15 protein-coding genes are annotated in these 12009 nt (G+C 42.6%); all 15 read left to right on the top strand.

Annotation, left to right across the window (positions count from 1 at the left end; all coding sequences use genetic code 11):
* Positions 1-371, top strand: a 371-nt coding sequence (locus O3650_RS07325; protein WP_371491828.1) for an LPXTG cell wall anchor domain-containing protein, incomplete at its 5' end; no start/stop codon positions are given.
* Positions 372-546: 175 nt separating this feature from the next.
* A complete protein-coding gene (gene hemW, locus O3650_RS07320; RefSeq protein ID WP_101782149.1) occupies positions 547-1677 on the top strand; it encodes a radical SAM family heme chaperone HemW in 1131 nt (376 codons plus the stop codon).
* Positions 1678-1681: 4 nt separating this feature from the next.
* Positions 1682-2419: an acyl-[acyl-carrier-protein] thioesterase gene (locus O3650_RS07315; RefSeq protein ID WP_101786446.1), complete on the top strand. Its 738-nt coding sequence runs from the start codon at positions 1682-1684 to the stop codon at positions 2417-2419.
* Positions 2420-2427: 8 nt separating this feature from the next.
* Positions 2428-3201 (top strand): TIGR01457 family HAD-type hydrolase, encoded by a 774-nt coding sequence (locus O3650_RS07310; RefSeq protein ID WP_101786444.1) that lies wholly within the window; start codon positions 2428-2430, stop codon positions 3199-3201.
* The gene (locus tag O3650_RS07305) at positions 3191-3808 is read left to right on the top strand and encodes a TIGR01906 family membrane protein (RefSeq protein WP_101786442.1); all 618 of its coding nucleotides are present in this window, start codon (positions 3191-3193) and stop codon (positions 3806-3808) included. The genes O3650_RS07310 and O3650_RS07305 overlap by 11 nt, the downstream gene beginning before the upstream one ends.
* A 210-nt stretch (positions 3809-4018) precedes the next feature.
* Positions 4019-4420 carry a Spx/MgsR family RNA polymerase-binding regulatory protein gene (locus O3650_RS07300; protein WP_000631254.1) on the top strand — a complete coding sequence of 134 codons (402 nt, stop codon included), beginning with the start codon at positions 4019-4021 and terminating at the stop codon, positions 4418-4420.
* The gene (locus tag O3650_RS07295; protein ID WP_001041974.1) at positions 4420-4698 is read left to right on the top strand and encodes a UPF0223 family protein; all 279 of its coding nucleotides are present in this window, start codon (positions 4420-4422) and stop codon (positions 4696-4698) included. Before O3650_RS07300 ends, O3650_RS07295 begins: the two co-directional genes overlap by 1 nt.
* Positions 4688-5461, top strand: a complete 774-nt coding sequence (locus tag O3650_RS07290) for an inositol monophosphatase family protein (RefSeq protein ID WP_101782153.1) — start codon at positions 4688-4690, stop codon at positions 5459-5461. Before O3650_RS07295 ends, O3650_RS07290 begins: the two co-directional genes overlap by 11 nt.
* A complete protein-coding gene (locus O3650_RS07285; RefSeq protein ID WP_101782154.1) occupies positions 5462-6766 on the top strand; it encodes an RsmF rRNA methyltransferase first C-terminal domain-containing protein in 1305 nt (434 codons plus the stop codon).
* A 220-nt stretch (positions 6767-6986) separates the two neighbouring features.
* On the top strand, positions 6987-7865 hold the full coding sequence (locus O3650_RS07280) for a phosphate ABC transporter substrate-binding protein PstS family protein (RefSeq protein WP_020903179.1): 879 nt from the start codon (positions 6987-6989) through the stop codon (positions 7863-7865).
* Entirely contained in the window at positions 7865-8782 is a 918-nt protein-coding gene (pstC, locus tag O3650_RS07275; protein ID WP_101782155.1) for a phosphate ABC transporter permease subunit PstC, read from the top strand. The genes O3650_RS07280 and pstC overlap by 1 nt, the downstream gene beginning before the upstream one ends.
* Positions 8772-9656, top strand: a complete 885-nt coding sequence (gene pstA / locus O3650_RS07270) for a phosphate ABC transporter permease PstA (protein ID WP_101782156.1) — start codon at positions 8772-8774, stop codon at positions 9654-9656. Before pstC ends, pstA begins: the two co-directional genes overlap by 11 nt.
* A 10-nt stretch (positions 9657-9666) precedes the next feature.
* Entirely contained in the window at positions 9667-10470 is an 804-nt protein-coding gene (gene pstB / locus O3650_RS07265; RefSeq protein ID WP_101782157.1) for a phosphate ABC transporter ATP-binding protein PstB, read from the top strand.
* Positions 10471-10482: 12 nt separating this feature from the next.
* Positions 10483-11241, top strand: coding sequence for a phosphate ABC transporter ATP-binding protein PstB (gene pstB, locus O3650_RS07260; RefSeq protein WP_000133484.1), 759 nt, complete (start codon positions 10483-10485; stop codon positions 11239-11241).
* 11 nt (positions 11242-11252) lie between these two features.
* The gene (gene phoU / locus O3650_RS07255; RefSeq protein WP_101782158.1) at positions 11253-11906 is read left to right on the top strand and encodes a phosphate signaling complex protein PhoU; all 654 of its coding nucleotides are present in this window, start codon (positions 11253-11255) and stop codon (positions 11904-11906) included.
* The last annotated feature ends 103 nt before the right edge of the window (positions 11907-12009 follow it).

The following is a 12009-nucleotide window of genomic DNA, read 5'->3' as shown; positions in this document are numbered from 1 at the left end:
AAGTTCCAGGTACAGGTAAGATTACAGAACCAGGTCAACCAGCTGTAGAAGTTCCAGTAGAAACTCCAGCTAAGGTAACACCAGCAACACCAACAGATACAAATCCAGTTGCACCAGTGACACCTGATACGCCAGTCAAACCTGACACTAATGGAGGTTCTGGTCAAGATACACCTGCACCAGCTACTCCAATTCCAAATGCAGATCAGGTAGATACTAAGACTACTGTTGATAATGGAGCTAAGTCAAATGATTTTCAAAATGTATTGCCAAATACAGGAACAGAATCAAATGCTGCTCTTGCATCTCTAGGACTTCTTGGACTATTGAGTGGATTTGGACTTGTAGCTCGCAAGAAAAAAGAAGACTAAAAATTTAGTCAGATGAACATTCATTCTTTTGTGTTTTAACAACGAACTAGATTGATTCTGATAGTTGTGTTATCCATAAAATACAAAGAATGATTAGATAAAGAAAGCGAACAATGCTAGGATTTTGTTAAACGGAATTCTAAGTATTGTTCGCTTTTGTGGTATAATAAGTACTATGCAGAAAAAACCAACGTCAGCCTATGTGCACATCCCATTTTGTACCCAGATTTGTTATTATTGTGACTTTTCAAAAGTTTTTATCAAGAATCAGCCGGTAGATAGCTATTTGGAGCATCTGCTGGAAGAGTTTCGTTCTTATGATATTCAAAAGTTGCGAACCCTCTATATCGGTGGTGGGACACCAACAGCCTTAACAGCTCCGCAACTAGAGGTGTTATTGAAGGGCTTGACTAAAAACTTGGACTTGTCTGCCTTAGAAGAGTTGACCATTGAAGCCAATCCAGGCGATTTGGATGCGGATAAGATAGCTGTTTTGAAAAACTCGGCTGTCAATCGTGTTTCGCTAGGTGTGCAGACCTTTGATGATAAGATGCTGAAAAAGATTGGGCGCAGTCATTTGGAGAAGGATATTTATGAAAATATCGACCGTCTGAAACTGGCTGGTTTTGACAATATCTCTATTGATTTGATTTATGCACTGCCTGGTCAGACCATGGAGCAGGTCAAGGAAAATGTGGCTAAGGCCATTGGGCTGGATATTCCCCATATGAGTTTGTATAGCTTGATTTTAGAAAATCACACGGTCTTTATGAACCGGATGCGACGAGGGAAATTGCCTCTGCCTAAGGAGGAACTGGAAGCGGAGATGTTTGAGTACATCATCGCAGAGCTGGAGCGAGCTGGTTTTGAGCATTATGAGATTTCTAATTTCTCCAAACCTGGTTTTGAAAGTCGTCACAATCTCATGTACTGGGACAATGCTGAATACTATGGTATCGGTGCTGGGGCATCTGGTTATGTCAATGGTGTTCGCTATAAAAATCATGGTCCCATTCGCCATTATCTCAGTGCAGTTGAGGAAGGCAATGCGCGTATCACAGAAGAGCACCTGAGTCAAAAAGAGCAAATGGAAGAAGAAATGTTCCTGGGCCTTCGCAAGAAATCAGGGGTCTCCATGGCGCGATTTGAAGCAAAATTTGGACGGTCTTTCGATGGACTTTATGGAGAAATTGTCAAGGACTTGGTTCAACAAGGTCTCATGCAAATAGAGGGTGACCGAGTTCGTATGACAAAGAGAGGTCTCTTTTTGGGAGACACCGTAGCAGAACGATTTATTTTGGAGTAGGATCATGGGCTTAACTTATCAAATGAAAATGAAAATTCCTTTTGATATGGCTGATATGAACGGTCATATCAAGCTTCCAGATGTGATTTTGCTATCCCTGCAAGTTTCAGGGATGCAGTCGATTGAGTTGGGAGTTAGTGATAAGACTATTTTGGAAGACTATAATCTGGTCTGGATTATCACAGATTATGATATTGAGGTGGTTCGTTTGCCTCGTTTTGCGGAAGAAATCACTATTGAAACGGAAGCTTTGAGCTACAATCGACTCTTTTGCTACCGTCGCTTTACCATTTATGATGAAGCAGGGCAGGAGCTCATCCACATGATGGCGACCTTTGTTCTCATGGACCGCGACAGTCGAAAAGTCCATGCTGTCGAACCTGAGATTGTAGCTCCTTACCAGTCTGATTTTGATAAAAAACTTATCCGCGGACCAAAGTATGAGACTTTGGAAGAGCCAGTCGGCAAGGATTACCATGTCCGTTTTTATGACTTGGATATGAATGGCCATGTCAATAACAGTAAATACTTGGACTGGATTTTTGAGGTCATGGGAGCGGACTTTTTGACCCAATATATTCCCAAGAAAATCAACCTCAAGTATGTCAAGGAAGTTCGACCGGGTGGTGTGATTACATCGGCTGTTGAACGGACTGGACTGGAAAGCAAACATGAGATTACAAGCGACGGTGCTACCAATGCCCAAGCTATCATCACTTGGCAAGAAATGAAGAAGGATTAGAGAAAAATATGAAATATAAAGGCTATTTAATTGATTTAGACGGAACTATTTATAAGGGGAAAGACCGAATCCCGGCTGGAGAGGCTTTTGTCCATGAATTGCAAAAGCGGGATATCCCCTATCTCTTTGTGACCAACAATACAACCCGCACTCCAGAGAGTGTTCAAGAGATGTTGGCTCAGAATTTTAATATCGATACGCCCCTATCGACTGTCTACACAGCGACTTTGGCGACTATCGACTATATGAACGACTTGGGGCTTGAAAAGACGGTCTATGTCATCGGAGAAGCAGGGCTCAAGGAAGCCATCAAGGCGGCTGGTTATGTGGAAGACAAGGATAATCCTTCCTATGTGGTAGTAGGTCTGGACTGGCAAGTTGACTATGAAAAATTTGCCACAGCGACTCTGGCTATCCAAAAGGGTGCTCACTTTATCGGAACCAATCCTGACCTTAACATTCCAACTGAACGCGGTCTTTTGCCAGGTGCTGGTTCACTGATTACGCTGCTTGAAGTAGCAACACGAGTGAATCCTGTTTATATCGGGAAGCCAAATGCCATCATTATGGACAAGGCGGTTGAGCACTTAGGTTTGGAACGTGAAGAGTTGATTATGGTTGGGGATAACTATTTAACAGATATCCGAGCAGGGATTGACAATGGCATTCCAACGCTCTTGGTGACGACAGGTTTTACCAAGGCAGAAGAAGTGGCAGACCTGCCAATCGCACCGACTCATGTGGTTTCTAGCCTTGTGGAGTGGGATTTTGATGAAAACTAAACTGACCTTTTGGGGCTCTATGCTCTTTCTCTTCTCCCTCTCAATCCTTCTGACCATTTATTTGGCTTGGATTGTTTATCCGCTGGAAATTCAGTGGCTGAACTTAACGGATAGGGTCTATTTAAAACCAGAAACTATTCAGTACAACTTTCATATCTTGATGAATTATCTGACCAATCCTTTTAGTCAGGTCTTACAGATGCCAGATTTTCGTTCGTCAGCAGCTGGTCTGCACCATTTCGCAGTGGTCAAGAATCTCTTTCACTTGGTGCAGCTAGTTGCTCTAGTGACACTGCCAAGTTTTTACGTCTTTGTCAAAGGGATTGTAAAAAAGGGCTTCTTGTCTCTATTTAGTAAAGGGCTTTTGGCTCTAGTGGTTTTGCCTTTACTGATTGGGCTAGGGGGAGTGTTGATTGGTTTTGACCAATTCTTTACTCTTTTCCATCAAATTCTCTTTGTGGGAGATGATACTTGGCTTTTTGACCCAGCCAAGGATCCTGTTATACTGATTTTGCCAGAGACCTTCTTCCTTCATGCCTTCCTCCTCTTTTTTGCCCTTTATGAAAGCTTCTTTGGCTATTTTTACATAAAAAGTCGTAGGAAGTGAAACGAAAGATGTTCTTATTTCACATGTATAAATTAGGTGTGTGATTCGAAACTATCGTTAAGAGTGAATTAACTAATTCAGAAATGTATTAATCGTTCGCAAACAGTCTATTTTTCTGGAAAAATAGGCTTTTTTTCTAAAAATCTCTAGTCAAGCGCTTTATTTTTTTGTATAATAGAGGTAGCAAAGTATAGATAAGAAGAGAAAAGCATGATTACACTATTTCTATCACCGAGCTGTACTTCATGTCGTAAGGCAAAGGCCTGGCTAGAAAAACATAAGGTGCCCTTTGAGGAACACAATATTATGACCAGTCCCTTAACAAGAAAAGAATTGCAACACATCCTTTCCTTGACCGAAAATGGTACTGATGACATTATTTCAACTCGTTCAAAAATTTTTCAAAAATTAGATATTGATGTAGAAAGTATTTCGGTATCAGAATTGCTTCATTTGATTGAGCAGTATCCTAGTCTTTTGCGTCGTCCCATTATTATTGATGCCAAACGTATGCAAATCGGTTTTAATGAAGATGAGATTCGTGCTTTTCTCCCTCGTAGTTATCGTAAGCAAGAACTAAAAGAAGCAAGAATGAGAGCTGGTATTAGTTAATGAACAAACAGTATAGTTACCCACTAGATTTGTCGTGGAGCACTGAAGAACTTGCTTCAGTGCTTTCTTTTTTTAATGATGTTGAAGCTGCCTATGAGGGCAAGGTAGAGGCTAAAAAGTTACTGGACTCCTATAAAGGATTCAAGGCGGTCGTGCCAAGTAAGAGCGAAGAAAAACGTTTGGGACGAGAATTTGAAACAGTTAGTGGCTATTCGCTTTACCGAGCGGTTCAGGCTGCCAAGGAAAAAGGGGAAGGAAAGATTTCTCTTGGAAAGTAAATTTGAATTTGCCAAAGAGCTTATCAAGAAGGCGGGCCAGTACATCCTTGACCATATGCAGGAAGACTTGTGTGTTGAGACTAAGACCTCTCCAACAGATTTGGTGACCAGACTGGACAAGGAAGTTCAGGAACTCTTGGTTGGTGAAATTCTATCCCGTTATCCTGAGGATAAGATTTGTGCTGAAGAAGGTTGTCTGAGAGCTTCGATTCAAGAGGGCAAGGTTTGGGTCATTGATCCGATTGATGGTACCAATAACTTTGTAGCCCAGCAGGAAGATTTTGCTGTTATGGTGGCTTATTTTGAAAATGGTCAGGGACAGTTTGGTCTGATTTATGATGTGGTCAAAGGGGATTGTTACCATGGTGGTGGTAAGTTTCCCGTTTGTCTAAATGATAAGCCCCTAGCTCCTTTTAAAGCAAAACCTCTTGAAGATTTTCTCATTGCAGGGAATAGTGGTATGCTGGAGACCAATGAATGGGGGCTGGCTGATTTGAGTCGAGAGGTCCTCGGTGTCCGTGTCTATGGGAGTGCAGCCATTAGTTTTGCCAAGATTTTGTCAGGGCGTTTGTTGACCTATGTCACCTATCTGCAACCATGGGATTATGCTGCTGCTAGTATTTTAGGGGAAAGTCTGGGCTATCGGGTTGTGACCCTTTCTGGCCAAGCGCTTGATTTTCAAACCAGACAGCCGGTCATGATGCTACCTCTTGAGATGCAGGAGGAAATTCAGTCCTATATTTACGAAAGGAAAAGAACTTAAATGCAATTTCCAGAAGGATTTGTTGAAAAATATGAAGAGATACTAGGAGATGAGGCAAGAGATTTTCTTGCCTCTTTTGAGGAGGAAGCGGTTTCGGCCTTTCGGGTCAATCCTTTAAAAGAAGCGCCAGTTTCCTTTCCTGATGCTATTCCTCAAACCCCTTGGGGCCACTATGGGAAGATTTCAGGGAAATCGCCTGAGCATGCTACAGGTTTGGTTTACTCGCAAGAACCCGCTGCTCAGATGGTGGCTCAGGTAGCCCAGCCCAGTCCTGGTATGAAGGTCTTGGACCTGGCTGCTGCACCGGGTGGAAAATCCACTCAACTAGCAGCTTATCTTGCTAACCAGGGTCTCCTTGTTTCCAACGAAATTTCAAGTAAACGGGCTAAGATTTTAGTAGAAAACATGGAGCGCTTTGGAGCGACAAATGTCGTGGTAACCAATGAATCTGCTGAGCGTTTGGCCAAGGTTTTTAAAGGCTATTTTGACCTGATTGTCCTTGATGCCCCTTGCTCTGGGGAAGGAATGTTTCGTAAGCAACCAGATGCTATGGACTATTGGAGCTTAGATTATCCAAGTCAATGCGCCAGTCTTCAAAGAGAAATTCTGGAAGATGCAGTGACCATGCTAGCAGAAGGTGGTCGTTTAGTTTATTCAACCTGTACCTGGGCACCTGAAGAAAATGAAGAGATCGTCAATTGGTTGCTGGAAGAGTATGATTTTGATTTGCTGCCAGTAGAGCATATCAATGGAATGGTAGCTGGTATTGACTTGCCAGAAACAGCTCGGATGTACCCTCATCATTTTAAGGGAGAGGGTCAGTTTGTAGCTCATCTACAGTTTAAGGGTGAAAATCCAGCACCGAAATATAAGGCAAGTAAGAGTAATCTCAGCCGAGAACAAGTTGCCTTATGGCAGGAATTTGCCAAAAAACACTTGAAGGTCAATCTAAGAGGGATCTTGCAGACTTTTGGGGATCAACTCTATCTCTTGCCAGAACTCTTGCCAGATTTAGGGAAACTCAAGATTGCTCGCAATGGACTGCATCTGGGAACCTTCAAGAAGAAACGCTTTGAGCCTAGTTTTGCTCTTGGTCTAGCCTTGAAACCAAGTCAGGTCAAACAGTCGGTTGAAATTGACCAAGAAGAGTTTGTCAAGTATGCGGCTGGAGAAACCGTTCAGTTGGCGGAAAGTCTGCCAAATGGTTGGTACCAAGTTTTGGTTCAAGGCAATGGTTTGGGCTTTGCTAAGGTGACTGGAAATGTTTTGAAAAATTATTTTCCAAAAGGCCTCAGATTCAAGTGAAAATGCTAGTCAAAGTAGCTTGTCTATGTTATAGTGGAAGTATGGATTTTTTCAAATTGTCTTTTATTTTAAGTCAAAATTTGTTGAGAAGGTAACTGAGCAAATTTCTAGTAAAATTAAGCTAGTAACTTCAGTTGGCTCCCAATTTTAAAAAAGAAAAACATAACTAAATAGTTGAAAAAATTCACAGCATTCACCATTATTTTCAAGGAGAAAAACAGTGAAAAAAAGGAAAAAACTCGCTCTATCCCTTGCGGCTCTTTTGCTAGCAGGTTCTTTGGCGGGATGTGCTAGCTGGATTGATCGTGGAGAATCCATGACAGCTGTTGGCTCAACGGCTCTTCAGCCCTTGGTCGAAGCAGCAGCAGATGAATTTGGCTCTATGCACGTTGGAAAAACAGTCAACGTCCAAGGTGGAGGATCTGGTACAGGTCTGTCTCAGGTTCAGTCTGGAGCTGTTGATGTAGGAAATTCAGACGTATTTGCCGAGGAAAAAGACGGTATCAACGCATCCGCTCTAGTGGACCATAAGGTTGCTGTAGCGGGCTTGGCAGTTATTGTTAACAAGGAAGTTGATGTTGAAAATCTGACAACTGAACAACTCCGTAGCATCTTCACAGGTCAAGTGACCAACTGGAAAGAAGTTGGTGGGAAAGACCTAGCCATTTCCATTATCAACCGCGCGGCAAGTTCTGGTTCGCGTGCAACCTTTGATAGTGTTATCATGGATGGTCAATCTGCCGTGCAGAGTCAAGAACAGGATTCAAATGGGATGGTCAAAAACATTGTTTCCCAGACACCAGGAGCCATTTCTTACCTAGCCTTTGCCTATGTGGATGACTCGGTTAAACGCATGAAATTGAACGGCTATGAGCCGATTGCAGAAAATGTTACAAGCAATAACTGGCCTTTGTGGTCTTACGAACACATGTACACCCTAGGTCAACCAAATGAATTGGTGGCAGAATTTCTTAACTTTGTTCTCTCAGATGAAGCGCAAAGTGGAATCGTTAAGGGGATGGGCTATATTTCTGTCAAGGAAATGAAGGTTGAAAAAGATGCTGTCGGAACGGTGACAGCACTAGAAGGGAGTCACTAATGAATCAAGAAGAATTAGCTAAAAAATTACTTTCTCCCTCAAAAAACTCTCGTCTAGAGAAACTAGGAAAAGGTTTGACCTTTGCCTGTCTGTCTTTGATTGTCATCATTGTGGCCATGATTTTGATTTTCGTAGCCCAAAAAGGTTTGTCGACCTTCTTTGTCAATGGAGTTAATATCTTTGATTTCCTTTTTGGACAAACTTGGAATCCTTCAGGGAAACAATTTGGTGCCCTTCCTATGATTTTGGGTTCCTTTATTGTCACAATCCTATCAGCTCTCATCGCAACTCCTTTTGCCATTGGTGCGGCAGTTTTTATGACCGAAGTCTCACCAAAAGGTGCTAGAATCTTGCAACCAGCTATTGAATTGCTAGTTGGGATTCCTTCAGTCGTCTATGGATTTATCGGTTTGCAGATCGTAGTTCCTTTTGTCCGCAGTGTCTTTGGTGGAACTGGTTTTGGGATTTTGTCAGGGATTTTCGTTCTTTTTGTCATGATTTTACCGACGGTAACCTTTATGACAACGGATAGCTTGCGTGCGGTGCCTCGTCACTACCGCGAAGCTAGTTTGGCTATGGGGGCCACTCGTTGGCAAACTATCTGGCGTGTGACCTTGAAGGCAGCGCGTTCAGGGATTTTTACAGCAGTGGTCTTTGGGATGGCGCGTGCCTTTGGTGAGGCTCTGGCTATTCAGATGGTGGTTGGAAACTCAGCCGTTGTCCCAACTTCATTGACAACACCTGCTGCAACCTTGACCTCTGTCTTGACCATGGGTATCGGAAATACCGTTATGGGTACAGTTGATAATAACGTACTTTGGTCACTAGCCTTAGTCTTGCTTTTGATGAGTTTGGCCTTCAACAGTGTGATTAAATTGATTACGAAAGAAAGAGGAAAGAAAAACTATGCACGCTAAGAAATTAGATAAACTTGCAACAGCTGTCCTCTACTCGATTGCAGGAATTATTGTTGCCATCTTGGCATCCTTGATTCTCTATATCTTGGTTCGTGGTTTGCCCCACATCTCTTGGTCTTTCTTGACTGGCAAATCCTCGTCTTACCAAGCAGGTGGAGGGATTGGAATTCAGCTCTATAATTCCTTTTTCCTCTTAGTTATTACCTTGATTATCTCTGTGCCTTTATCTATGGGAGCTGGGATTTTCCTAGCTGAATATGCTAAAAAAGGTCCTGTGACCAACTTTGTCAGAACCTGTATTGAAATCTTATCTTCACTCCCATCAGTGGTTGTAGGTCTTTTTGGTTACTTGATTTTTGTAGTTCAGTTTGAGTATGGATTTTCAATCATTTCAGGTGCCTTGGCCTTGACAGTCTTTAACTTGCCTCAGATGACTCGAAATGTTGAGGACAGTTTGAAACACGTTCACCATACGCAGCGTGAAGCTGGTCTGGCCCTTGGGATTTCTCGTTGGGAGACTGTGGTCCATGTGGTCATTCCAGAAGCCCTTCCAGGTATTGTGACTGGGGTCGTCTTAGCTTCTGGTCGTATCTTTGGTGAGGCTGCTGCTCTGATTTATACAGCAGGACAATCCGCTCCAGCCCTAGACTGGTCTAACTGGAATATTCTCAGTGTGACCAGCCCAATCTCTATTTTCCGTCAAGCAGAAACCTTAGCTGTCCATATTTGGAAAGTCAATAGTGAAGGTACCATTCCAGATGGAACCATTGTATCAGCAGGTTCTGCGGCCGTGCTCCTCATCTTTATCCTCATTTTTAACTTTGGAGCCCGCAAACTCGGAAGATATTTACATAAGAAATTAACCGCTGCCTAAAGGAGAAGCCATGTCAAAATATAATTGGGATGAAAAGCATATCATCACCTTTCCTGAAGAGAAAGTGGCCCTCTCTACTAAGGATTTACATGTTTACTACGGTAAAAATGAATCCATCAAGGGCATCGATATGCAATTTGAAAAAAATAAAATTACAGCCTTAATTGGCCCTTCTGGTTCAGGGAAATCAACCTACCTCCGCAGTCTCAACCGTATGAATGATACCATTGATATTGCCAAGGTAACAGGTCAAATTCTCTATCAAGGGATTGATGTCAACCGTCCAGAAATCAATGTTTATGAGATGCGTAAGCACATCGGAATGGTCTTCCAACGACCAAATCCCTTTGCCAAGTCTATCTACCGCAATATCACTTTTGCCCATGAACGGGCAGGTGTTAAGGACAAGCGAGTCTTGGATGAAATTGTGGAAACCTCTCTCCGTCAGGCTGCTCTTTGGGACCAGGTCAAAGACGATTTACACAAGTCAGCCTTGACCCTATCAGGTGGTCAGCAGCAACGTCTCTGTATCGCTCGTGCTATCTCTGTTAAACCAGATATTCTCTTGATGGATGAGCCAGCGTCAGCCTTGGATCCGATTGCGACTGCTCAACTTGAAGAAACCATGTTGGAGTTGAAGAAGGATTTTACCATTATCATCGTGACTCACAGCATGCAGCAGGCTGCGCGTGCTAGTGATTACACAGGATTTTTCTACTTGGGTGATTTGATCGAGTACGATAAGACCTCTAATATTTTCCAAAATGCCAAACTACAGTCAACCAATGACTACGTAACAGGACACTTTGGATAGAAAGGAAACAGTATGACAGAAGCGATTTTACAGGTATCAGACCTGTCCGTTTACTACAATCAAAAAAAGGCCTTGAATAGTGTTTCCCTATCTTTCCAACCTAAGGAAATTACAGCCTTGATTGGTCCATCTGGGTCAGGGAAATCAACCCTCCTAAAGGCTATCAACCGCATGGGGGATCTCAATCCAGAGGTGACTACAACTGGTTCGGTGGTTTACAACGGCCACAACATCTACAGTCCGCGTACAGATACAGTTGAATTGCGTAAGGAAATTGGTATGGTTTTCCAACAACCCAACCCTTTCCCTATGTCTATCTACGAAAACGTTGTTTATGGACTTCGTATCAATGGAGTTAAGGATAAGCAGGTTCTGGATGAAGCGGTAGAAAAAGCCTTGCAACGAGCCTCTATCTGGGATGAGGTCAAGGATCGCCTGCATGATTCAGCTATCGGGCTTTCAGGCGGACAACAGCAACGTGTCTGTGTTGCCCGTGTCTTGGCAACCAGTCCTAAAATCATTCTCTTGGATGAACCGACTTCAGCCTTGGACCCTATCTCGGCCGGTAAGATTGAGGAAACCTTGTATGGTCTAAAAGATAAATACACCATGCTCTTGGTTACGCGTTCCATGCAACAAGCCTCTCGTATCTCTGACAAGACAGGATTTTTCCTAGATGGAGATCTGATCGAGTTTAACGATACCAAGAAGATGTTCCTCAACCCACAACACAAGGAAACAGAAGATTATATTTCAGGAAAATTTGGATAAGGAGATAAATGATGTTACGTTCTCAATTTGAGGAAGATTTAGAGAAATTGCACAACCAGTTCTATGCTATGGGACAAGAAGTGCTATCCCAAATCAATCGGACAGTGCGTGCCTTTGTTACGCATGACCGTGATTTGGCCAAGGAAGTCATCGAAGACGATGCAGAAGTAAACGAATACGAAGTGAAATTGGAAAAGAAATCATTTGAAATGATTGCCCTTCAACAACCAGTTTCTCAGGACTTGCGTACAGTTCTAACAGTCTTGAAGGCTGTATCTGACTTGGAACGTATGGGTGACCATGCTGTTTCTATTGCCAAAGCAGCAATCCGTATGAAGGGGGAGCAACGCATCCCAGCTGTTGAAGAAGAAATCAAGAGAATGGGCCGCGATGTCAAAAACTTCGTCGAAGCAGCCCTTGAACTCTATCTCAATGCATCAGTGGACCAGGCCTATGAAGTAGCAGCCATGGACGAAAAAATCAACCATTACTTTGATAGCATTCGTGATTTGGCTACAGAAGAAATCAAGAAAAATCCAGATGCCATCGTTACAGGTCGTGATTATTTCCAAGTGATTGCCTTCTTGGAACGCATTGGAGACTATGCCAAAAATATCTGTGAATGGGTTGTTTACTTTGAAACAGGTAAGATTGTCGAACTATAAAACAGGTTCATTCTGTATAAAAAGGAGCTTAAAATCAACTGATAGCTCCTTTTATTGAATGAAAAAAATATTTTTAAGATAAAAATTCAAAAAACACTTGACA

Origin of the sequence: Streptococcus sp. 20925_1_24 (assembly GCF_041432335.1) — a bacterium.
GTDB lineage: Bacteria > Bacillota > Bacilli > Lactobacillales > Streptococcaceae > Streptococcus > Streptococcus mitis_BM.
The sequence above is the reverse complement of the archived record's forward strand: the minus strand, read 5'-3'. Positions and strand labels throughout refer to the sequence as shown.

Bases quoted from the DNA above. Each gene is read 5' to 3' on its own strand.
- pstB (WP_101782157.1), top strand. From the start codon at position 9,667: ATGTCAAAATATAATTGGGATGAAAAGCATATCATCACCTTTCCTGAA.
- phoU (WP_101782158.1), top strand. From the start codon at position 11,253: ATGTTACGTTCTCAATTTGAGGAAGATTTAGAGAAATTGCACAACCAG.
- hemW (WP_101782149.1), top strand. From the start codon at position 547: ATGCAGAAAAAACCAACGTCAGCCTATGTGCACATCCCATTTTGTACC.
- O3650_RS07300 (WP_000631254.1), top strand. From the start codon at position 4,019: ATGATTACACTATTTCTATCACCGAGCTGTACTTCATGTCGTAAGGCA.
- pstA (WP_101782156.1), top strand. From the start codon at position 8,772: ATGCACGCTAAGAAATTAGATAAACTTGCAACAGCTGTCCTCTACTCG.
- O3650_RS07295 (WP_001041974.1), top strand. From the start codon at position 4,420: ATGAACAAACAGTATAGTTACCCACTAGATTTGTCGTGGAGCACTGAA.
- O3650_RS07315 (WP_101786446.1), top strand. From the start codon at position 1,682: ATGGGCTTAACTTATCAAATGAAAATGAAAATTCCTTTTGATATGGCT.
- O3650_RS07285 (WP_101782154.1), top strand. From the start codon at position 5,462: ATGCAATTTCCAGAAGGATTTGTTGAAAAATATGAAGAGATACTAGGA.
- pstC (WP_101782155.1), top strand. From the start codon at position 7,865: ATGAATCAAGAAGAATTAGCTAAAAAATTACTTTCTCCCTCAAAAAAC.
- O3650_RS07305 (WP_101786442.1), top strand. From the start codon at position 3,191: ATGAAAACTAAACTGACCTTTTGGGGCTCTATGCTCTTTCTCTTCTCC.
- pstB (WP_000133484.1), top strand. From the start codon at position 10,483: ATGACAGAAGCGATTTTACAGGTATCAGACCTGTCCGTTTACTACAAT.
- O3650_RS07310 (WP_101786444.1), top strand. From the start codon at position 2,428: ATGAAATATAAAGGCTATTTAATTGATTTAGACGGAACTATTTATAAG.